The 19335-nt window shown below is 63.0% G+C and carries 23 protein-coding genes and 2 tRNA genes; 6 read left to right on the forward strand and 19 right to left on the reverse strand.

From position 1 onward, the window contains the following. Window positions 1-36 precede the first annotated feature (36 nt). From AC07UC_RS25455 to AC07UC_RS25475, 5 genes are all read right to left on the reverse strand, one after another. Window positions 37-825 carry a GGDEF domain-containing protein gene (locus AC07UC_RS25455; RefSeq protein ID WP_140768278.1) on the reverse strand — a complete coding sequence of 263 codons (789 nt, stop codon included), beginning with the start codon at window positions 823-825 and terminating at the stop codon, window positions 37-39. A 176-nt stretch (window positions 826-1001) separates the two neighbouring features. Then, window positions 1002-1223, reverse strand: a complete 222-nt coding sequence (locus AC07UC_RS25460; protein ID WP_140768280.1) for a hypothetical protein — start codon at window positions 1221-1223, stop codon at window positions 1002-1004. Window positions 1224-1816: 593 nt separating this feature from the next. Further along, window positions 1817-2008 (reverse strand): hypothetical protein, encoded by a 192-nt coding sequence (locus AC07UC_RS25465; protein WP_140768282.1) that lies wholly within the window; start codon window positions 2006-2008, stop codon window positions 1817-1819. A gap of 574 nt (window positions 2009-2582) precedes the next feature. Further along, window positions 2583-2659: transfer RNA gene (locus AC07UC_RS25470), tRNA-Arg, on the reverse strand. 49 nt (window positions 2660-2708) lie between these two features. Beyond that, window positions 2709-3014 (reverse strand): ETC complex I subunit, encoded by a 306-nt coding sequence (locus AC07UC_RS25475; RefSeq protein ID WP_015318428.1) that lies wholly within the window; start codon window positions 3012-3014, stop codon window positions 2709-2711. A gap of 124 nt (window positions 3015-3138) precedes the next feature. Between AC07UC_RS25475 and AC07UC_RS25480 the strand changes: the two genes are divergently transcribed. Beyond that, window positions 3139-3215, forward strand: a tRNA-Pro gene (locus tag AC07UC_RS25480). A gap of 489 nt (window positions 3216-3704) precedes the next feature. Here AC07UC_RS25480 and hdaA read toward each other — a convergent pair. The 3 genes from hdaA to AC07UC_RS25495 are packed head-to-tail and all read right to left on the reverse strand — an operon-like array spanning window position 3705 to window position 6136. After that, window positions 3705-4403 carry a DnaA regulatory inactivator HdaA gene (gene hdaA / locus AC07UC_RS25485; RefSeq protein WP_494907792.1) on the reverse strand — a complete coding sequence of 233 codons (699 nt, stop codon included), beginning with the start codon at window positions 4401-4403 and terminating at the stop codon, window positions 3705-3707. A 1-nt stretch (window position 4404) separates the two neighbouring features. Beyond that, window positions 4405-5607: an AI-2E family transporter gene (locus tag AC07UC_RS25490; RefSeq protein WP_140768286.1), complete on the reverse strand. Its 1203-nt coding sequence runs from the start codon at window positions 5605-5607 to the stop codon at window positions 4405-4407. Then, the gene (locus AC07UC_RS25495; RefSeq protein ID WP_140768288.1) at window positions 5579-6136 is read right to left on the reverse strand and encodes a CDP-alcohol phosphatidyltransferase family protein; all 558 of its coding nucleotides are present in this window, start codon (window positions 6134-6136) and stop codon (window positions 5579-5581) included. Before AC07UC_RS25495 ends, AC07UC_RS25490 begins: the two co-directional genes overlap by 29 nt. Before the next feature lie 209 nt (window positions 6137-6345). Between AC07UC_RS25495 and purM the strand changes: the two genes are divergently transcribed. The 3 genes from purM to AC07UC_RS25510 are packed head-to-tail and all read left to right on the forward strand — an operon-like array spanning window position 6346 to window position 8684. Then, window positions 6346-7455, forward strand: a complete 1110-nt coding sequence (gene purM / locus AC07UC_RS25500) for a phosphoribosylformylglycinamidine cyclo-ligase (protein WP_065004974.1) — start codon at window positions 6346-6348, stop codon at window positions 7453-7455. Then, window positions 7452-8159 carry a phosphoribosylglycinamide formyltransferase gene (gene purN / locus AC07UC_RS25505; protein WP_494907793.1) on the forward strand — a complete coding sequence of 236 codons (708 nt, stop codon included), beginning with the start codon at window positions 7452-7454 and terminating at the stop codon, window positions 8157-8159. The genes purM and purN overlap by 4 nt, the downstream gene beginning before the upstream one ends. A 15-nt stretch (window positions 8160-8174) precedes the next feature. After that, window positions 8175-8684, forward strand: a complete 510-nt coding sequence (locus AC07UC_RS25510; protein ID WP_494907794.1) for a SixA phosphatase family protein — start codon at window positions 8175-8177, stop codon at window positions 8682-8684. Between the two features lie 49 nt (window positions 8685-8733). On the opposite strand, the gene AC07UC_RS25515 is transcribed toward AC07UC_RS25510, so the two are convergent. From AC07UC_RS25515 to AC07UC_RS25530, 4 genes are all read right to left on the reverse strand, one after another. Further along, window positions 8734-8973: a DUF680 domain-containing protein gene (locus tag AC07UC_RS25515; RefSeq protein ID WP_494907795.1), complete on the reverse strand. Its 240-nt coding sequence runs from the start codon at window positions 8971-8973 to the stop codon at window positions 8734-8736. A gap of 219 nt (window positions 8974-9192) precedes the next feature. Further along, a complete protein-coding gene (locus AC07UC_RS25520; protein WP_140768295.1) occupies window positions 9193-9426 on the reverse strand; it encodes a DUF680 domain-containing protein in 234 nt (77 codons plus the stop codon). 440 nt (window positions 9427-9866) lie between these two features. After that, window positions 9867-10094, reverse strand: a complete 228-nt coding sequence (locus tag AC07UC_RS25525; RefSeq protein ID WP_494907796.1) for a DUF680 domain-containing protein — start codon at window positions 10092-10094, stop codon at window positions 9867-9869. 47 nt (window positions 10095-10141) lie between these two features. After that, window positions 10142-10345 (reverse strand): DUF680 domain-containing protein, encoded by a 204-nt coding sequence (locus AC07UC_RS25530; RefSeq protein ID WP_494907797.1) that lies wholly within the window; start codon window positions 10343-10345, stop codon window positions 10142-10144. A 480-nt stretch (window positions 10346-10825) separates the two neighbouring features. Between AC07UC_RS25530 and AC07UC_RS25535 the strand changes: the two genes are divergently transcribed. Beyond that, a complete protein-coding gene (locus tag AC07UC_RS25535) occupies window positions 10826-11494 on the forward strand; it encodes a response regulator (protein WP_494907798.1) in 669 nt (222 codons plus the stop codon). Continuing rightward, a complete protein-coding gene (locus tag AC07UC_RS25540) occupies window positions 11484-12836 on the forward strand; it encodes a sensor histidine kinase (RefSeq protein WP_494907799.1) in 1353 nt (450 codons plus the stop codon). The genes AC07UC_RS25535 and AC07UC_RS25540 overlap by 11 nt, the downstream gene beginning before the upstream one ends. 4 nt (window positions 12837-12840) lie before the next feature. Here AC07UC_RS25540 and AC07UC_RS25545 read toward each other — a convergent pair whose 3' ends face one another. The 7 genes from AC07UC_RS25545 to AC07UC_RS25575 all read right to left on the reverse strand — a co-directional run bounded on the left by AC07UC_RS25545 (window position 12841) and on the right by AC07UC_RS25575 (window position 19270). Then, the gene (locus AC07UC_RS25545) at window positions 12841-13719 is read right to left on the reverse strand and encodes an ABC transporter permease (RefSeq protein ID WP_494907800.1); all 879 of its coding nucleotides are present in this window, start codon (window positions 13717-13719) and stop codon (window positions 12841-12843) included. Between the two features lie 13 nt (window positions 13720-13732). Beyond that, a complete protein-coding gene (locus AC07UC_RS25550) occupies window positions 13733-14587 on the reverse strand; it encodes an ABC transporter ATP-binding protein (RefSeq protein ID WP_494907801.1) in 855 nt (284 codons plus the stop codon). A gap of 221 nt (window positions 14588-14808) precedes the next feature. Next, a complete protein-coding gene (locus tag AC07UC_RS25555; RefSeq protein WP_494907802.1) occupies window positions 14809-15762 on the reverse strand; it encodes an ABC transporter substrate-binding protein in 954 nt (317 codons plus the stop codon). A gap of 170 nt (window positions 15763-15932) precedes the next feature. After that, window positions 15933-16712, reverse strand: a complete 780-nt coding sequence (gene dapB, locus AC07UC_RS25560; protein WP_494907803.1) for a 4-hydroxy-tetrahydrodipicolinate reductase — start codon at window positions 16710-16712, stop codon at window positions 15933-15935. Between the two features lie 8 nt (window positions 16713-16720). Beyond that, window positions 16721-18814, reverse strand: coding sequence for an ATP-dependent helicase (locus AC07UC_RS25565; RefSeq protein WP_494907804.1), 2094 nt, complete (start codon window positions 18812-18814; stop codon window positions 16721-16723). 54 nt (window positions 18815-18868) lie between these two features. Then, window positions 18869-19042, reverse strand: a complete 174-nt coding sequence (locus AC07UC_RS25570) for a hypothetical protein (RefSeq protein ID WP_494907805.1) — start codon at window positions 19040-19042, stop codon at window positions 18869-18871. 78 nt (window positions 19043-19120) lie between these two features. Further along, window positions 19121-19270 (reverse strand): hypothetical protein, encoded by a 150-nt coding sequence (locus tag AC07UC_RS25575; RefSeq protein WP_494907806.1) that lies wholly within the window; start codon window positions 19268-19270, stop codon window positions 19121-19123. Window positions 19271-19335: the final 65 nt, after the last annotated feature.

The following is a 19335-nucleotide window of genomic DNA, read 5'->3' on the forward strand; positions in this document are numbered from 1 at the left end:
AGGAAGCGGCCGCCTTCACGCGTTGCAAGGCTGCCTTCAATGCACCGTGGCGACGCTGGGCTGAGATACCAGAGCGGCTTCCGCCGGGTCGAAACTGACCTGGTCGCGCCCATTCGACTTGGCGGCATAGAGCCGTCGGTCGGCGGCCGAGAATATCGCCTCGTAGGTGGTCGGGCCACTGAAGCTGGTGCCGCCGATAGAGACGGAAAGCGGACAGGCGCGGCCGCCGGGCGAAAAGTCCATCTCGCGGATCCGCCGGCGGATGCCTTCGGCAACCAGCCAGGATTGCGAGGGGTCGACACCGGGAAGAAACACGCCAAACTCCTCGCCGCCGATGCGGCCGACGATATCACTGCCGCGCAATTGCCCCTTGATTGCCTGCGCGATCAGCTTGAGCGCCTGGTCGCCGCAGTCATGACCGAGGCGGTCGTTGATCGACTTGAAGTGGTCGGCATCGATGATCAGCAGCGCGCCGGAACGGGCATGCTCCTGCTTGCGGGTCTCCTCGAGATAGGCCTCGACCAGCATCGAGAAGGCGCCGCGGTTCAGCACCGCCGTAAGACTGTCGGTCGCGGCGATGACGCTGAGTTCGCGTTGGGCTATGGCCAGTTGGCGGATCTTCCACATGAGAAGAAACAGAAACGAGCCGCCCAGCACCAGGGGAAGAAGCAGGTCCGTAAGTTGCGCGCGCCAGACAGCCTCGGGCGAGAGATAGGGGAAATTGAACGAATCAACAAAAAACGCCACGGCAATGAAGAATGCCGTGCCGGCCGCGGTGACAGCGATCACCCTGCCCCAGCTGGTCGGCGACAGGTCGAGCTTCATCCCATTCCACTCCGTTAGCCGCCTCTACTATGACGTGCCAACGCAAACAAAATGATAAGACTTTCCCTTCAATTCGAGATCAGTGAGCCGGAGCACGCCCGCCAATCGGTGGTCGTGCTCCGGCGGTGAAAGCAGTTCGGTGCTTAAATTTCGCGCGATGCGGGAGTTCCCGAACGTCAACGGCCGGGCGCCGGTCGACTCGCCTCCACAACGAAGGATGCGGCGATCAAGTCGTCGGCATCCAGTCGTAGCGAGCCGTCGCCTGCTCCCATGATGGCGGCGACCTTGTGGAAGGTCTTCATCTCATAGTCGGAAATTTCGGCATCCTGCATTCTGGCCTTGAGTTCAGCGATACGCCGCCCCAAGGCAGGGGACGTTCCAATTTCTCGTTTCGACATGGCCTGGCTTCTCCTCCCCCAACCCGCACTTGTTTTGCCCCGCCCATTCGCTGGCCCGCACATTGCCCTTTTATGAGGTTCCGCGAATACAAGGCCCCGAACGCCTCATGGGGCCTAAGGTTCCAATCTCGGCAGATCACGAAATAATTCCGGATCGCCCGTCGAGCTTTGCGCACCGTCAACAGCCATCTGGATGCTGTCTCGTTCTGGATCAGCCAAGTTGGCATCGCAATTGCGTGGCCGGGATCAGCAGGGGGAACAAAGCACCCGGCATGATCCCTGGGCGGGCGACCTGCCGCCGAGAGAGGCGCGACGGGTTTCGTGAGATGTTCCGAAGCCGCCGGTTTTTAAGGTAAGTCCATGGCCGACAACAAACCGTCTTCCCCATCCGTAGAAATCTCCCGATCCCTGGGCGAGTGGTTTGTCCGCATCGTAAGAACGAACCGCAACACGTATTCCAGAGCCTTCGAACGGGAGGCCGATGCAGTCGCTTTCGCTGAGGATCAGCGTGCGCGTCTGACATTGCAAAATCCCACGAGCATCTAGTCGTGCGGAACTGGTACCTTGGCGCAGTGAACGATGCGAGATCCTGTTTAGCGCTTTGCCCTTCTGGACTGGCTCGGGGTCAGGAATCCACCCATTATCAGGTCTAAGGCGTCGAGTGCCTCTTCATCCAGCAAGTTTGTCAAGGCCACTCCACCCACGAGCACAACCTCGTCGTTGTCTATGTCGTAGACCTCCCAGAGCCCATCCTTGACCCTTCGAATTGCGTGCCGACGCTGCATAAGGGTGTCCTAATAGTCGAGTCTCGGAAACTCCTGCAAGAAAATCGGTCCGGGTGCCCGGATTAACGGTGGAAAACTATGATCCAAACCCAACTAGCGGGTTTAGCCATGCCTTACCAGCGGACCCGTTCCTCCAAGTTCCATTGCGAAACGAAAAACCGGAAAGGTGGCAGACTTTATGCGAAAGCTGTTTGCGTGTTTAGCAAAGCAGCCATCACGGGCGCGGAAGCAAACGCCAGGACACCAGGGGCCGGATCGTCCGAACGGCCGTGGGAACGGGGAACTGCACACGCGCGTTAACATTCGTTAAGATCTCTAATTTAGCATCCGCTCATTATGCGTTTCTCCATTCTACTCTTTTGCTGGTTGGCATTCTTCGGTTGGGACTTCGCCGCTCACGAAGGCCAGTTCACCATCGGGCTCGGAACACGAATCGTGCGTTTGTTTCAGTAGCCGGACGTCGGCCGGAGTTCGATCTCGACATCGAACGCCCTCCAAAGACATACCAGCCGGTTGATCTGGAGACGGTTCGACAGGCAGATTCTGCTCGCAGATCGGGTATCTTTGAAATTGTTGGCGATCCCGACAGGATTCGAACCTGTGACCATCGGCTTAGAAGGCCGGTGCTCTATCCAGCTGAGCTACGGGACCGCTGGCCGGCCAAAAAAGGGCCGGCTGGATATCTGGCGCTGGCCGCCGTTCAATGCGTCCAGGGCGTCCTGCGGTCATAGCGGAAATTTTCCGCATAGGAAATCTGGCGGCGCTTGGTCTCTTTCGGCTCCTCGACACGGAAGGCAAGCCCTTCCTTTTCGGCGTAAGCCACGGCCTCTTCCCGCGTGTCGAAGGTGAGCCTGATCTGGCTTCTCATATCTCCAGAGGTCGTATAGCCCATCAGGGGATCGATCTTCTTGCGCATCTCGGGATCGAATTCCAGCACCCAGTGGCCGGTCTTGGCCTTACCGGACTGCATCGCGGTTTTGGCTGGGCTGAAAATGCGCGCGGACATGGCCACCTCATTGTTGTGCAAGGCAGCATCGCCGCCCTTTGCCCGTCATTACTGCGCAATGCGCATGGCGGCAAGGTTTTTGCACTTGCCATGCAGCACCGAAATGAATAGGCAACAGACCGTTCGGAGTGTAGCGCAGGCTGGTAGCGCATCTGGTTTGGGACCAGAGGGTCGGGAGTTCGAATCTCTCCACTCCGACCATCCCTTTCGAAAAATGCCGTATCGATAGCCATTGGCGTGATCGCATTGCCATCTTTGGCCGCTGCCGGCCGTGCGGCGATGCCACGGTGGGCTGCGGCGATCAGGCCTCGGCGGCCTTTCTTGCCGGACATCGACTAGCCGCGCCGCCGCATGGCCGTGGCGGGTCAGAATGGTCGCGGCCGCCGCACAGATGATCGCTCGATGCGTTTGAAGGTAAGCTCGCCGGGCGAGAACCCCAACAACCTCATTCCCGGCGAGCCTACAACCTGATTTGGAACGCAATCAGGACCGGGGTCAGCCGGCAACCTCGCGCTGCAAGATGGATGCCAGCTGTTATTTCCCAAAATGGGACACGCTTCGCATTTGCCGACCGTCTGAACACCGAGTCACCCGGAGCGCGTTGCACCAAAACAGATCGATGCGGCCCGCCCCATGTCCTGTTTGTGCATGTCGTGTCCCAAGGGCACGTCTGGGCGACATGCGTCAAATCTAGAACGCGCCCTGCCCTTCGTCCATGGCGCTGACCGCTTCGGCCGCCAGCGCCCGCGTGATCGGCGTCTTGCGCTCGAGCGCGGTGCGGTCCAGCCGCTCCACCACGCGCATGGCGGTCGCCAGCGAGCGTTCGATGCGCCGCACCAGATACTGCACGACATGCGGCTCGACCTCGACCTGGCGGTCGGCGAACAGCTTGGTTATGACGCCGGCGAGCAGGAGATCATCGGGCTCGTGGATTTCGACCGTCGCCGCCGCTTTCAGCCGCGAGGCAAGATCAGGCAGGGAAACACCCCAGGCCGACGGAAAACGGCGCGCCGTCAACAGCAGCGTCGAGCCGGCGCCACGCACCGCATTGATCAGATGGAACAGGCCTTGTTCGTCGATCGCGCCTGTGTCGACATCGTCGATCAGCACCGGCCGGGCGCCAAGGTTTGCGATGCCGTCGCCAATGCGCCCGGCATTCACGGCCACCGCGTTGGCACGCGCGCGCCAGATGGCAGCCAGATGCGTCTTGCCGGAGCCGGCGGGACCTGCCAGCACCACTACCGGCGCCGGCCAGTCGGGCCAACGGTCGACCAGCGCCGCCGCCTGGTTGTTGGTGCCGGAGACGACAAGTTCGTCGCGCGAATAGCCGGTGCCGTGGCCGAGATCGAGCGGCAGCTGGCGCGGCGGATCGGTTCGCTGGGCAGTCACTTCAGCGACGCGGCTGCGTGCGGTGGCCGCCGCCGCGATCTGCCGGCAATGGCGGCAAGGGCTCGGTCGCGCGGCCCTTGTAGAGCGGCGATTCGAGATAGCGGGCGATGGCAAACCGCACCAGCACAGCAACGGCCGCGGAAGCCGGCACGGCAATCAGCAGGCCAACGAAGCCGAACAGCGCGCCGAAGGCGAACAGCGCGAACATCAGCCACACCGGATGCAGGCCGACGCTTTTGCCCACCAGCCTGGGCTGCAGGATGTTGCCTTCGATGAACTGGCCGATGAAGAAGACCACAGCGACGGCGACGATCATCGTCCAATCCGGCCAGAACTGGACGAAGGCGACGCCGACGGCCAGCACCAGCCCGGTCAGCGAGCCGACATAGGGGATGAAGGAGATCAACCCGGCGAACAGGCCGATGAGGATCGCAAAATTCAGCCCGGTCAGCGTCAGGCCAGTGGCGTACATGGCGCCCAGCACCAGACAGAGCGTGCCCTGGCCGCGCACGAAGCCGGCGGTCGCTGTGTTGATGTCACGCGCGATGGCGCGCACGGTCGCGACGTTGTCACGCGGCACCCAGCTGTCGATGACCGCCACCATGCGGTCCCAGTCGAGCAGCATGTAGAAGGCAACGACCGGCGTCACCACGAACAGGCTGACCACCGAGACCAGTGCCATGCCGGAACTCCACAGCGAAGTGAATACGGTGGTGATCAGGCCGAAGCCCGAGGTCAGCAGCGAATTCAGTCCGTCACGCAAGCCATTGGCATTGACGCCGAATCTCTGCTCCAGCCATTTCGGATCAAAGGAGGTGATCAGGCTCTGCAGCCGGGTGAGATATTCCGGCAGCTTGCCGGCGAAATCGGCCATCTGCGTCGCCAGCACCGGAATGAGGATGACGAAGGCCAGTACCAGCACGATGAGGAAAGTGATGAGGATGACCACCGTCGCCATGAAGCGGGACAGGCCGAGCCGCTGCAGCCGGTCGGCGACCGGGTCGAGGAAATAGGCAAGCACCATGCCGGCGACGAAAGGCAACAGGATGGCGCTGAAGACATAGAGGAAAAGCGCCAGGATCGCCGCGCCGGCCAGCCAGAAGAAGATCTGGCGGCGGAACGCGGAGGACGCGGCAAGATCGGCAGCCGCAGCCTCGATCACTGCCGCTTCTTTCTCAGATGTCCTGATTGGAGCTTTCGCCATAGCCGCTCATATGCCTCAGCCAAGCCACGAGATAGGCTGCGGCCGAAGCCACGGTCAAGACCCCGGACAGCAATATGAGGCCCTGCCTCAAAGGGTCGAGGCGCACGGCAAAGGCGAGTTCGCCCAGCACAACCGCCGCCAGCACGATCTGGATGGCTGTATTGGCCTTCGATACCAGAAACGGCTTTATCTCGACGGGATGAGCCATTACCGTGGACAACAGGATCGCGCAGACGATCAGCGCATCGCGCGATACCATGGTGACGACCAGCCACAGCGGCAACTGCCCGGTGAAGCCCATGACGACGAACACCGAAACCAGAAGCAGCTTGTCGGCCATCGGGTCGAGATAGGCACCAAGCCTGGACTGCTGGTTGAAACGGCGTGCGATAAAGCCATCGACACCATCCGACACGCCGGCAATGACGAAACCGGCAAAGGCCCAGTCCCAGCGCGCCTGCAGCATGGCCAGCACCACGGCAGGCACCAGGACAAGGCGCAGGATGCTGATCAGGTTGGGGATGGTCAACGTGTTGTCCCGCCATATTCTCTTTCGGGATAGATGAGGGAGACGGAAGGGCGACACAAGGGAGAAGCAGTCCGTTCCAAGCGCGAGCGCCATGCGGGATGCCAGGCTATCCACGTTTTTGTCAGGCCAAATGGCGCTCGGTTCGGCCGTTATCCTTGCGGACCGAAACCGTTCATGCGAAGAGCCCGCAAACGAGCAGGAAAATTGTGATGAGCAAGCGCGAAACTGGCCAGCACAAAACGGGCCAGTCCAAAACGAGCAAGCGCAGGAACGGGCTCACCTATGCCGAGGCCGGCGTCGATATCGATGCCGGCAATCTCATGGTCGAGAAGATCAAGCCGCTGGTGCGCGCCACGCGCCGGCCGGGCGCCGATGGCGAGATCGGCGGTTTCGGCGGCCTGTTCGACCTCAAGGCCGCCGGTTTCACCGATCCGGTGCTGGTCGCCGCCAATGACGGCGTCGGTACCAAGCTCAAGATCGCCATCGATGCCGGCAAGCACGACACGATCGGCATCGACCTCGTCGCCATGTGCGTCAACGACATCGTCGTGCAGGGCGCCGAACCGCTGTTCTTCCTCGACTATTTCGCCACCGGCAAGCTCGACCCCGACCAGGGGGCGGCGATCGTCGGCGGCATCGCCGAAGGTTGCCGTCAGGCCGGCTGCGCGCTGATCGGCGGCGAGACGGCGGAAATGCCAGGCATGTATCACGGCAAGGATTATGACCTCGCCGGCTTTGCCGTGGGCGCGGCCGAACGTGGCCAGCTTTTGCCCACGGACGACATTGTCGAAGGCGATGTGCTGCTCGGCCTCGCCTCCTCCGGCCTGCATTCGAACGGTTTCTCGCTGGTGCGCCGCATCGTCGCCGCCAGCGGCCTGGCATGGAGCGATCCGGCGCCATTCAACGACGAGGCGACGCTGGCCGAAGCGCTGCTCGAACCGACCCGCATCTATGTCAAATCGATCCTCAAGGCCATCCGCAACACGCATGGCATCAAGGCGCTGGCCCACATTACCGGCGGTGGTTTCCCGGAAAACATTCCGCGCGTGCTGCCCAAGGACTTTTCGGCCGAGCTCGATCTCGAAGCGATCGACGTCCCGCCGGTGTTCTCGTGGCTGGCCAAGACCGGCGGCGTGGCGCCGGAAGAGATGATGCGCACCTTCAATTGCGGCGTCGGCATGATCCTGGCGGTCGCGTCCGGCCAGGCGGCACAGGTCGCCGCCGTGCTGCAGGAAGCCGGCGAGACAGTGACACCGATCGGCCGCATCGTGCCGCGCCGCGATGCCGGCGTCATCTATCGGGGCTCGATCGGCCTATGAGCAGAAAACGCACAGTTGTCCTGATATCAGGGCGCGGCTCCAACATGACCGCGCTGATCGCCGCTGCCAGCGACCCGGCCTTCCCGGCCGAGATCGTCGGCGTCATCTCCGACAAGGCGGACGCCGCCGGCCTCGGCATCGCCAAGGCGCGCGGCATCGCCACGCAAGTCATTGCCCGCGCCGACCATGGCAGCAAGCAGGCGCATGACGCGGCGATCGACGCGGCGCTTAACGCCTTCAATGCCGAGATCGTGGCGCTGGCCGGCTACATGCGCATCCTCACATCAGGCTTCGTCCAGAAATGGCAAGGCCGCATGATCAACATCCACCCTGCCCTGCTGCCGGCGTTCAAGGGCCTGGACACTCATGCGCGCGCGCTGGCCGCCGGCCTGCGCATCCATGGCTGCACCGTGCATTTCGTCACATCCGAGATGGATGACGGGCCGATCATCGCGCAGGCGGCCGTGCCGGTGATGGTTGGCGACAATGCGGATGCGCTGGCTGCCCGGGTGCTGAAGGCCGAGCACCGGCTTTATCCGCTGGCCCTCGGGCTGGTCGCCGAGGGCAAGGCGCGCATGGAGGGCGGGCGAACGGTGCTTGCCCACTTTGCCGATGACGCCGACAACGGCACCTCGGTGGTGATGGCGCCCGACCCGCTGCGCGAGGAAGCCGACCTGGAACATCTGGCGCGGATCACGCCCTGAGCCGAGAGTGCGGCGATGAGACAACTTCTTCTCCTGCGCCATGCCAAATCGAGTTGGGACGATCCTGATCTCGACGACTTCGATCGGCCGCTCGCCGAGCGCGGATTGAAGGCGGCCAAATTGATGGGGCGCGAGCTTGCGGCGCGCGACTGGCTGCCGGACCAGGTGCTGGTGTCGTCGGCGCTGCGCACCCGCGACACCTGGCGGCTGGTCGCCGCGGAGTTGCCCGCGCATCCACGGGTCGCGTTTGCCCAGCCGCTCTATGAAGCTTCGGCTGCTGATATTCTGGGCCAGATCCACAAGGCCGACCGGTCGAGCGGCTGCCTGATGGTGGTTGGCCACAATCCTGGACTGGAGAACCTGGCAAAACAGCTCGCCGGTCCGGGCTCGGATGCCAAGGCGCACAAGAGGTTCGAGGAAAAGTTCCCCACGGCAGCCCTCGCGCGCTTTGTCTCCGACGGCGAGTGGTCCACCCTGGTCTCCGCGCGGCTGACGCATTGCCTGCGCCCGAAGGATTTGGGCTAAAAGCCCATGCCGGGCGGATGCGGCGGACAAGTCCGCCGCATCCGAACCCTCAGTTCCCCCAGATGCCCTGGCCGGGTTCCGGCCAGTCGGTGGCGGTCTTCATCTTGGCGTCGGCTGCCTTGTGCCCGGCCATATCCGTGTTCTTGACCGCGCCGGTGACGGCATGATCGACGCCGGCAATCGAAGCAACCGGCTGGTTGGCATTGTCGGAGCCAAAGTGGTCGCTGCCGGCAAAAGCGCCGCCGGTCGCAAAGAGAAGAGCGAGGGCAGCGAAAGCAATCTTGTTCATTTCAATCTCCTGTTCATCCGTTGTGCGGCGTCTTGGGAGGACGGTTCCGCTGGGGATAAGACCCGGGGCCACCCGGTTTTATTCCTGGAGGTGGACGCTTTTTCTGCCGGATGCGCAGATTGGCCATACCGATGCCACCTGCCCTGTCGCACAAAAAACAAGAGCGGCGGGCCAGGCCCACCGCTCTTTGTTATTATCGAAGCCTGCTTGAGCGTCGGCTCAGTTGCCCCAGATACCCTGGCCGGATTCCGGCTGGTTTGAATCGGGCGTCAGCTTGAAGCCGTGATGCTCGACCGGCTTGCGGATCGAAGCCGTGTGGCTGTGGTCGATATTGCCGGCGGGCGCCGTGATGGCCGGCTGGTTGACGTTGTCCGAATTATAATGGTCGCTGCCGGCAAAGGCGGTGCCCGTGGCAACGAGGATGGCGGCGGCAGTAAGTGCGATCTTGGTCATTTTCTTTACTCCAGTATTTCCAGTTCTGTCCGTCTAGTGGCGTGCCCTTGGGAGGAATTTCGCGTCGCTCGGACAGGCTGGAAGTGGTTTTTTCATTCGCCGACTTCCAATCACGAAGATGTTCCATCACACACCGGATCGAGACGTCCGACCTCGGCCAAATGGCAGAACACCAGAAATTTTATTGATCAATATCATATGGTTATAGGAAATCGCCCAATGCATGGTACGGCGATTTGCTGAATCAGCAGTCCCCATCCCCTCACGGCTCGTCAACATAAGTTGAACCGACCGGTTCGATTTCGATCAACCCCCATGTGAACCGCGGAGCCCTGCCTTCCCCATAACTCGATCGGCATTGGCACTTATCCCCATGCACAAAAAACAAGAGCGGCGGGCCAAGCCCACCGCTCTTTGTCGTCTACCGTGGTTTGAAGGGATTAACGGCCCCAGATGCCCTGGCCCGACTGAGCCGGCACGTTGGCATTGGCGTCGCCCTGTACCTTTACGGACTTGGCGATCGAACCGGTATGCGTGTTGTCGACGTTGGAGACCGACTGGTTGGCAACCGGCTGGTTGACATTGTTGGAACCAAAATTGTCGCTGCCGGCAAAAGCGGTGCCCGTGGCAACAAGGATGGCGGCGGCGGTAAGAGCGATCTTGGTCATTTTAAGTACTCCTGAATTGAAGGTCGGATTGAAATCGACAGTCGCGATTAGCGGCCGAAGAGGTTACGGTCAGCGCCCTGCGGAGCCTGGGTCTGGACGGTTGCGGTCGACTTCGAGATCGAAGCGGTGACCGAATGGTCGACAGTGGCGGCGGGCTGGTTGACGTTGGCCGAGTTAAAGTTGTCGCTGCCGGCGAAAGCGGCGCCCGTGGCAACGAGGATGGCGGCTGCGGTAAGAGCGATCTTGGTCATTTTCTTTACTCCAGTATTTATCTGTCCTGTCCGTCTAGTGGCGTGCCCTTGGGAGGAATTTCGCGTCGCTCGGACCACCCCGAAGTAGGGAATGCCTTTTGGGATTTCCAGTCGCCCCGGTCCTGCAGGATTTCGTTATATTATAGACAATGAATATTGCGCCGCGGCAAACCAGACGCAAATTATCCAATTATTTCATTCTGTTAAACTCTTCCCTTCTGACGAAGGCCTAGTGATTTTGGAGGCCATTGTTCACCGTTTGCGGTACAATCTGTCAATCAGAACCGAACCGTTCGGTTCGATTTGTATGCGAAAACAGGCTGATTTGAACCAGGAAGGGTCTGCTGTTACCCCGCGCCAGAGCCGCATTTGTCTTGCGTTGAGATCGATACTGTCGCTCATTCAAGAGAGATCAGGGGGGCCGCGGCCGATCAAGCCTTGGGCGTTCCGCTGGGAGATAGGATCCGGGCCGCCATAGATATGCGACTGCTGCTTGTTGAGGACAATCGTGAACTCGCCGACTGGTTGGGCAAGACCTTGCGCCAGGCGAATTATGTGGTCGACATCGTCCATGACGGCGAGGATGTCGAGCATGCGCTGGCGGCCGGCGATCATGCGCTCGTCATCCTCGACCTGGCGCTGCCGCGAATGGGCGGGATGGAGGTGCTGCGCATGCTGCGGGCACGCGGCAACGCAGTGCCGGTCATCGTGCTGACCGCCAACGCCAGTCTCGATGGCCGGGTCAAAGGCCTCAACGAAGGCGCGGACGACTATCTCGCCAAGCCGTTTCAGATCGAGGAGCTCGAAGCGCGCATCCGCGTGCAACTGCGCCGCGCCAATGACCGCACCGCGCCTGTCGTTACCTGCGGCGATCTCGTCTTCGACACCAACACGCGGCTGTTTTCGCTCGCTGGCGACATGCTGGCACTGACGCCGCGAGAACACGCGGTGCTTGAACAATTGATGGTGAAGGCCGGGCGCACCGTGAGCAAGGCCGCACTGTCGGCTGCCATCTATGACTTCGAGACCGATGCGGATCCAAGCGCCATCGAGATCTATGTGCACCGTGTGCGCAAGAAGCTCGAAGGGTCGCGGGTCCAGATCGCCACCTTGCGCGGCCTCGGCTATCTGTTGCGCCATGAGGATTAACAGTCTTCGGCTGCAATTGCTGGCCTGGGTGGTGCTGCCGCTCGCCGGGCTGGCAACCATCAATCTATGGACCAGCCAGCGCAATGCGCTGGCGACCGCCGATCTGGTCACCGACCGAATGCTGGTCGGCTCGGCGCGGGCGATTGCCGAGCAGGTCGCGATGGTCGATGGCGTGCTCGACGCAACGGTGCCTCCGGCTGCCATCGAGATGTTCGACACCGGCGACCGCGACAGCGTCTATTACCGGGTCGAGACCGCCGGCGGGCGCTTGCTGACCGGCTATCCGGACCTCCCCGAGGCGCCGCAGCATGCCAGCGTCGGGGCCAGCTATCGCGACCACGCGCTACGGCTCCTTACCCTCAGCCATGCCGTCATCGGTGCCGGCGACGACTCGCCGATATCGGTCACCGTGGGCGTTACGCTTGCCGGCCATGACGCGATGGTGAAGCGGCTGTGGTTCAGTGCCTTTGCCCAGCAGCTGGCTCTGGTGGCGATTGCCGGCGTGTTCGTGCTGCTCGGCCTGCGCCGGGGCCTGGCGCCGCTGATCCGGCTGCGCGACGCGGTGCGCTCGCCGAGCCGCAGCGATCTCGACCCGGTTGAAGTGCCGGGCGCGCAAAGCGAGATCCGGCCGCTGATCGACGCGCTGAACGTCTACATGGAGCGCGTGCGGGGGCAGATGGCGGCGCAGCGCCGCTTCATCGCCAATGCCGCCCACCAGTTGCGCACGCCGCTGGCGCTGCTTTCGACGCAGGCGAGCTATGCCTTGAGAGAAACTGTGCCCGACGCACGCCAGGAAGCGCTGGTGGCGCTGCAGGCAAGCTCCGGCAAGCTGGCCCGGCTGGCCGAACAGTTGCTCACCTTATCGCGGGCCGAGCCCGGCAGCCGGCGGCCACGCGCCGATCGCATCGACCTGACCGAGGCCGCCAGGCACGTGCTGGAAACGCAGGCGCCGGCGGCGATCGCCCGCAATATCGATCTCGGCCTTGAAGAGACCGGCCCCGTGCCGATCGTCGGCGACGGCACCATGCTGCGCGAAATGATCGTCAACCTGGTCGACAATGCGCTGCGCTATTCCTCGTCAGGCGGCAGCGTCACGGTGAGACTGGCGGCCGTCGATGGCGAAGCCGTGCTGACGGTTGCTGATGACGGGCCTGGCATTCCGCCGGACGAAAGAGACCATGTGTTCGAGCGCTTCTACCGCATCGCCGGCTCGACCGAGGAGGGCAGCGGCCTGGGGCTCGCCATCGTGCGCGAGGTCGTCGAAAACGCCGGCGGCCGCGTCACCCTGCGGGATGGCGCGGCCGGCGGTCTGGTGGTCGAGGTCAGGTTGCCCCTGGCCTGACCAATCAGGCGCCCTGTTCGTTGAAGGGCGCCGGGCGCCATTTGACGACATAGTTCTCGAAGCGGGTGATGATGAACTCCACCACCAGCGCCATGACAGCCAGGATGATCATGGCGGCGAAAACGCCATTGGCGTTGAAGGCACCTTGCGCGGTCGAGATCAGCAGGCCCATGCCTTGCTTGGCCCCGAGGAACTCGCCGACGACGGCACCAACCAGGGCAAAGCCGAAGCTGACATGCAGGCTGGCAAGGATCCAGCTCATCGCCGAGGGGATGATCACCGAGGTGGTGATCTGGAACGGCGACGCGCCGAGGATCTGGGCGTTGGCGATCATCGCACGGTCGGCCTCGCGCACGCCCTGAAAGGCGTTGGCGAAGACGACGAAGAACACCATCACCACCGCAAGCGCCACCTTCGAGGCCATGCCGAGGCCGAGTGCGATGATGAACACGGAGCCCAGCACAACGCGCGGCACCGAATTGGCGATCTTGATGTAGATCGAGAAGACATCCGCCAAGAGCCGGTTGCGGCCAAGGATGATGCCGGCGGCGATACCGCCAACGGCGCCGATGACGAAGCCGAGGAAGGTCTCCTCCAGCGTCACATACATCTGCAGCCAGAGCGACCCTTGCGACGTGCCCTCGGTGACCCACACCCAGATCTGGTCCCAGATGCCGGAAGGGCTGGCGAAGAAGAACGGGTCGATGACATTGTAGTCGGCGCCGAGTTCCCACAGGCCAAGGAAGACGACAAGGATAGCCAGGCGCAGGCCGATGACGAGTGCATGGCGCCGGCGCAGCCGTGCCCTCGCCCGGGCTTCGGCAACGGCAATCGAAGCATCGCGGACGGCGGCCTGATTGGCGGTCGGAGAGATTGCGGTCATGCTGTTTCTCCTTTCAATGGCTGGCCTGCAGGCCACGGCTCTGGCCGAGTTGCACTTCCTCGCGCAAATCGCTCCAGATCACCTTGGCGATCTCGATGAATTTCGGGTCGTAGCGGATGTCGGCCATGACGCGCGGGCGCGGCAGGTCGATGCGGTAGACGCTCTTGACCGTGCCCGGCCCGGCGGTCAGCACATAGACCTTGTCGGCCAGTGCCACCGCCTCTTCCAGGTCGTGTGTGACGAAGACGACAGAGGATTTCTGCTCCGACCACAGGTCGAGCAACTCGTCCTGCATGGCGGTGCGCGTCTGCATGTCGAGCGCGCTGAACGGCTCGTCCATCAAGAGGATCTTGGGCTGGTTGATGAAGGTCTGCGCCAGTGCGACGCGCTTGCGCATGCCGCCCGAAAGCTGGTGCGGATAGTGCTTTTCGAAGCGGCCGAGGCCGACGCGGGCGATCCAGTCGCGCGCCCGCTCATAGGCCTGAGCTTTCGGCGTGCCACGATAGAGCGGACCGGCGGCGACATTGTCGAGGACGCTGCGCCACGGGAACAGCGCATCGGCCTGGAAGACGAAACCAATGTCGCGGCTGATGTCGGTGACCGGATTGCCCATGACGCGGACATCACCGGTTGTCGGCCGCAGGAGTCCGGTGACGAGGTTGAGCGTCGTCGACTTGCCGCAGCCGGTCGGCCCGACCACGCAAGCGAATTCGCCGCGCGCCACGGTCATGGTGAAGTCTCGGATCGCCGTCATCATATGGCCGTCGGGCGTGACGAAGCGCAGCGTCACATCATCGATGGCGATAGCGGCGTCGGCGGGTGGCGCGGCCTGAGACAGCTTCTCGGCCGCCATGGTTTGCACTTGCATGGCGCACTCCTGAGGTGTTGGCGCGGAGACGCCGCCGGTCGGCCAGCAGGCTTACCGTCATCGGCATCCGGAAAGGCGCCGCTGCCGAACTGATTCAGCCAAGCGGCGCAACTTGTTGTTCTTCAACGCGCGGAGCGGAAATCCGCACCCATCGGACGGCGCTATTTGGCGGCGTCGACGAATTCCGTCGTGAAGGTCTTCGACAGGTCGATCTGCTTGCCCTAGAGGCTCTTGGAGAAAGTCGACAGAACTTTCAGCACCGTCTCCGGGCCATCGGCCGGCATGCGGCCGTCGGGCGTGAACATCGCCTTGCCGCCGGCCAGGCCTTGCACATAGAGGTCCTTGTTGCCGGCGTAATAGTCCTTCGGCATCTTGTCGGCGATCTCCTCGGCCGAATGCGTGGCGATGAATTTCATCGTCTTGACGAAGGCATTGGCGAGTTTTTGGGCCTCGTCCTTGTGGCCTTCGAGCCAGGAAGACTGGACATAGAAGGACGCCGCCGGATAGTCGCCGCCCAGCGCTTCCCTGGTCTTTTCGGGCGTGCGCATGTCGACCAGCACACTGGCCTCGCCGGTCTTGAGCAATTGCGCGATGGTCGGCTCGGTGGTCATGCCGGCCTGGATCTGATCCTGTTTGACGGCGGCGATAAAGGTGTTGCCGGCGCCGACCGGCAGCAGCGTGTAGTCGCCGGGCTTCAAGCCGTTGCGCACGGCAAGGTACTGGGTGAGGAAATCGGTCGAGGAGCCGAGACCGGTGACGCCGAGCGTGGCGCCCTTGAAATCGGCCGGCGACTTGATCTCGGGATGCTTGGCGGAGACCAGCTCGACCTCGCCCGGCGCCTGGCTGAACTGGACGATCGACTGGATGTATTTGCCCTTGGACTGCAGGTCGACAGTGTGATCGTAAAAGCCGACGACGCCCTGCACGGCACCGGCCAGCAATTCGTTCTCGGCCTCGACGCCGGCACGGGAATTGACGAGCTCGACATCGAGCCCTTCATCCTTGAAGTAGCCGAGCTGCTGGGTAAGCATGGCCGGCAGGTAGATCTGCTTTTCCATGCCGCCGACGATGATGGTGATCTTGTCCGCCGCCGATGCTGCCGTCGCACCAGTGGCGACGAGGGCAAGCGTCAGGGCTGCTGAACGCAAAACGCGTTTCGAGATGAAACCGGTCACTTTATTTCCTCCACCTGGGCGGCGCGCCATCCCGGCTGTGCCGCATTCCTCCTTGCCGGCCGCTCCCGCACCGGTCACACGGCGAACGCCGCAATGCCGTCATTGCACGCCCAAGCTTTCAGCTGGCTTTCAGTCGTTTTGACGGTTGTTGAAAGGGAAGCCGCCGTGGGTCACGAGGCGGCAAAACCAAGCACGTCGCGCATATCGTATTCGCCGGGTGACCGATCGGCGACCCAAAGTGCCGCGGCGATCGCGCCACGGGCGAACATGACGCGGTCGCCGGCCGCATGCGACAAGGTAACGAGTTCACCCTCGGTACAGAAGCTGACGCTGTGCTCGCCGATTATGCTGCCGCCACGTGCCACCGCAAAACCGATCTCGCCGGCCGGACGTGCGCCGATGAGCCCGTCGCGAACGCGCCTTGCGACCGCGTCCAGTTCGACGCCGCGTCCACCGGCAACGGCCTGGCCCAGCATCAGTGCGGTGCCCGACGGCGCATCGACCTTGTGGCGATGATGCGCCTCGAAAATCTCGGCATCCCAGTCATCGGCATCGAGCGCTCTCGCCGCCTGTTCCACCAATCCGACCAGCATATTGAGCCCGAGCGAAAAACTGCCGGAGCGGACAATGGGAATCGTTTTCGCGGCGTCGGCGATATCAGCCAGTTCGGCGGCATCGAAACCCGTCGAACCAACCACCAAAGCGGGGCCGCCCCCGTTCGCGCAAAACCGCGCCAGGTCGGCCGAAGCCGCCGGCGTGGTGAAATCAATCACCACGTCGGCCATGGCAAGCGCGTCGTCGCGGCTCACCAGCCCGTCGCCGACACTATCCGGGCGATGAAAGCGTGCAACGAGCGCCAGCCGCGGATCGGCCTGCACGGCCTCCACCATCTGGCGGCCCATGCGGCCCAACGCGCCGGCGATGGCGATCCTGACCGGTGGCCGCGCCATGATTTCAGCTATTTCCACATGCCGCGCATGCGCGCGCCGATGTCGACGCGCACTTCCGGTCGGGGTGCCCTGCCCTGCGCCGCTTGCACGCCAGGCCACGACATCTGCTGGAACGCGGCGAGGATCGAGGCCGGGATAAAACGCGTGCGCGAGGCGTAGAGATGGTGGTCGCCGCGCGCCGCCTGGCCATGCGGAAAGAAGCGCTGCGGCATGACCAGGTTGAGGCTGTCCTTGGCCCGCGTCATTGCCACGTAGAGCAGCCGGCGCTCCTCCTCGATATCCTCCTTTGTGCCGACACCGAGATCGGCCGGAATGCAGCCATCAACCGTGTTGAGCACGAAGACGTTCTTCCATTCCTGGCCCTTGGCCGAATGGATGGTTGACAGGATCAGATAGTCCTCGTCGCGATGTGGCGGTCCGGCCTGGTCGCTGGTGGCGTCCGGCGGATCGAGGGTCAGCTCAGTCAGGAACCGTTCGCGCGAGGCGTAGCCCGAGCCGATCTGCTCGAGCTGCAGCAGGTCGGCACGGCGCGTGATGACATCCTCATGGATGCGCTCCAGATGCGGCTCGTACCAGAGCCTGACCTGTTCGAGATCCGCAGGCCATTTGGCGCCGGCCCGCAGGCCGGAATAGAGCGCGACGAAGCTCGGCCAGTCATCCGCCGCGCGTTGTGGCGGCCGCCAGCCGGCCAGCCCCATCGCCTCATCAAGTGCTGTCGTCATCGTCTCGACGATCTGTGCCGCGGCTGAAGGGCCGATCCCCGGCATCAGCTGCAGCACGCGGAAGCCGGCGACGCGGTCGCGCGGATTTTCGGCGAAGCGCAACACCGCCAGCACGTCCTTGACATGGGCGGCATCGAGGAATTTCAGCCCGCCGAACTTGACGAAGGGAATGTTGCGCCGCGTCAGCTCGATCTCCAGCGGCCCGCTATGGTGCGAGGCGCGAAACAGTACCGCCTGCGATTTCAGTGCCGTGCCGGCCTCACGCTCGGCAAGGATCGTATCGCAGACGAAGTTCGCCTGCTCGACCTCGTCGCGCACGGTGACCAGCCTTGGCTTGTCGGTGGATTTGCGCTCCGACCACAGGTTCTTGGTGAAGCGCTCCGAAGCCTCGCCGATCACCGCATTGGCGGCCGCCAGAATGGTCTCGGTCGAGCGGTAGTTGCGCTCCAGCATCACCACATCGGCGGCCTGCGCGAACTGTTTTGGAAAATCGAGGATATTACGCACCTCCGCGGCGCGGAAGGAATAGATCGACTGCGCATCGTCGCCGACCACCGTCAGCCCGGCACCGTCGGGTTTCAACGCCATGAGGATCGACGCCTGCAGCCGGTTGGTATCCTGGTATTCGTCGACCAGCACATGGTCGAAACGCCCGCCCAGATGCGCCGCGATTTCCGGCTCGGCCGCCATCTGCGCCCAGTAGAGCAGCAGATCGTCGTAATCGAGCACGTTCTGCGCCTGCTTGGCCTCGACATAACCGGCGAACAGCTGCTTCAGTTCTCCCGCCCAGCCGGCGCACCAGGGGAAGGCCGCCCCCAACACTTCGCCGAGCGGCGCCTGCGCGTTGACGGCGCGCGAGTAGATGGCAAGGCAGGTGCCCTTGGTCGGGAAGCGAGCCTCGGTCTTGGAGAAGCCGAGCTCGTGACGCACGAGATTCATCAGGTCGGCGGAATCCTCGCGATCATGGATGGTGAAGGCCGGGTCGAGGCCGATCTCCAGCGCATAGTCGCGCAACAGCCGCGCGCCGATGCCGTGAAAGGTCCCGGCCCAAGTCAGCGCATCGGTGATGACAGCGGCGTCGCGGCCGAGCACCTCGCCGGCGATACGCTCGACACGTTTTGCCATTTCGGATGCGGCGCGGCGCGAAAAGGTCATCAGCAGGATGCGGCGCGGGTCGGCTCCCCTGACGATGAGATGGGCGACGCGATGCGCCAGCGTGTTGGTCTTGCCCGAGCCCGCGCCGGCAATGACCAGCAAGGGCCCGGCGATCTTGCCGTCACCATGCTCGACGGCCTGACGCTGAGCGTCGTTCAGCCGGGCGAGATAGGCAGGCTGGGCAGTCGGCTCCAGAAAAGTCGAATCATGGGCGGCAAGGTTCATCGCCCATCAAGCATCGTTTCCGCTTTGTTCGCAACAAGGAAGCGGCACGACGAATTAGCGTATGGGATCGACACCCATGGCCGCCGATTGGCGGCGCAGAGCGTCGCGGTCACTTCTCGATGCGGGGAGCAACAGGGGATCGATGTCGCCGGGCACGTCATCGATCATCTTGCGCGCGAGGCGGTAGGCAAGAAAGGCAAAGGTACCTGCCAGAAGCAAACGGATCATGTGACGGTTCTCCTGTGATCAGCATCAACCGGAGAGATGGTGCTTGGTTCCCACAACGCGGTTCGCGCAGATTGAACCTCAAGGCATTGACGCGATGCATTCCTCAAGGCGCTCGAGTCGGAACTTGGCATTGCGCAGTTCGTGCCCGGCCTCCTGCCGCTGCTGACGGGCTCGGGTCGGGGACGCCGCCGTCAGGTTTCTCTCCAGTTCGGCGATGCGTGCGCGCACCTGCCGTGCCTCCTCCTGACGCAACGCCTTTATCCAGCTCCGCCCGCGCATCTGTCTTCCCGCAA

It is taken from the genome of Mesorhizobium sp. GW821-FHT04C10, from assembly GCF_059420305.1.

What these genes read in the sequence shown, in the direction of transcription:
- AC07UC_RS25570 (WP_494907805.1), bottom strand. Translation starts at nt 19,042, where the DNA reads ATGATCCGTTTGCTTCTGGCAGGTACCTTTGCCTTTCTTGCCTACCGC.
- AC07UC_RS25545 (WP_494907800.1), bottom strand. Translation starts at nt 13,719, where the DNA reads ATGACCGCAATCTCTCCGACCGCCAATCAGGCCGCCGTCCGCGATGCT.
- AC07UC_RS25530 (WP_494907797.1), bottom strand. Translation starts at nt 10,345, where the DNA reads ATGACCAAGATCGCTCTTACCGCAGCCGCCATCCTCGTTGCCACGGGC.
- AC07UC_RS25510 (WP_494907794.1), top strand. Translation starts at nt 8,175, where the DNA reads ATGAGACAACTTCTTCTCCTGCGCCATGCCAAATCGAGTTGGGACGAT.
- AC07UC_RS25465 (WP_140768282.1), bottom strand. Translation starts at nt 2,008, where the DNA reads ATGCAGCGTCGGCACGCAATTCGAAGGGTCAAGGATGGGCTCTGGGAG.
- AC07UC_RS25515 (WP_494907795.1), bottom strand. Translation starts at nt 8,973, where the DNA reads ATGAACAAGATTGCTTTCGCTGCCCTCGCTCTTCTCTTTGCGACCGGC.
- AC07UC_RS25565 (WP_494907804.1), bottom strand. Translation starts at nt 18,814, where the DNA reads ATGAACCTTGCCGCCCATGATTCGACTTTTCTGGAGCCGACTGCCCAG.
- AC07UC_RS25490 (WP_140768286.1), bottom strand. Translation starts at nt 5,607, where the DNA reads ATGGCGAAAGCTCCAATCAGGACATCTGAGAAAGAAGCGGCAGTGATC.
- dapB (WP_494907803.1), bottom strand. Translation starts at nt 16,712, where the DNA reads ATGGCGCGGCCACCGGTCAGGATCGCCATCGCCGGCGCGTTGGGCCGC.
- AC07UC_RS25550 (WP_494907801.1), bottom strand. Translation starts at nt 14,587, where the DNA reads ATGCAAGTGCAAACCATGGCGGCCGAGAAGCTGTCTCAGGCCGCGCCA.
- AC07UC_RS25455 (WP_140768278.1), bottom strand. Translation starts at nt 825, where the DNA reads ATGAAGCTCGACCTGTCGCCGACCAGCTGGGGCAGGGTGATCGCTGTC.
- purN (WP_494907793.1), top strand. Translation starts at nt 7,452, where the DNA reads ATGAGCAGAAAACGCACAGTTGTCCTGATATCAGGGCGCGGCTCCAAC.
- purM (WP_065004974.1), top strand. Translation starts at nt 6,346, where the DNA reads ATGAGCAAGCGCGAAACTGGCCAGCACAAAACGGGCCAGTCCAAAACG.
- AC07UC_RS25540 (WP_494907799.1), top strand. Translation starts at nt 11,484, where the DNA reads ATGAGGATTAACAGTCTTCGGCTGCAATTGCTGGCCTGGGTGGTGCTG.
- AC07UC_RS25460 (WP_140768280.1), bottom strand. Translation starts at nt 1,223, where the DNA reads ATGTCGAAACGAGAAATTGGAACGTCCCCTGCCTTGGGGCGGCGTATC.
- AC07UC_RS25475 (WP_015318428.1), bottom strand. Translation starts at nt 3,014, where the DNA reads ATGTCCGCGCGCATTTTCAGCCCAGCCAAAACCGCGATGCAGTCCGGT.
- AC07UC_RS25535 (WP_494907798.1), top strand. Translation starts at nt 10,826, where the DNA reads ATGCGACTGCTGCTTGTTGAGGACAATCGTGAACTCGCCGACTGGTTG.
- AC07UC_RS25520 (WP_140768295.1), bottom strand. Translation starts at nt 9,426, where the DNA reads ATGACCAAGATCGCACTTACTGCCGCCGCCATCCTCGTTGCCACGGGC.
- AC07UC_RS25525 (WP_494907796.1), bottom strand. Translation starts at nt 10,094, where the DNA reads ATGACCAAGATCGCTCTTACCGCCGCCGCCATCCTTGTTGCCACGGGC.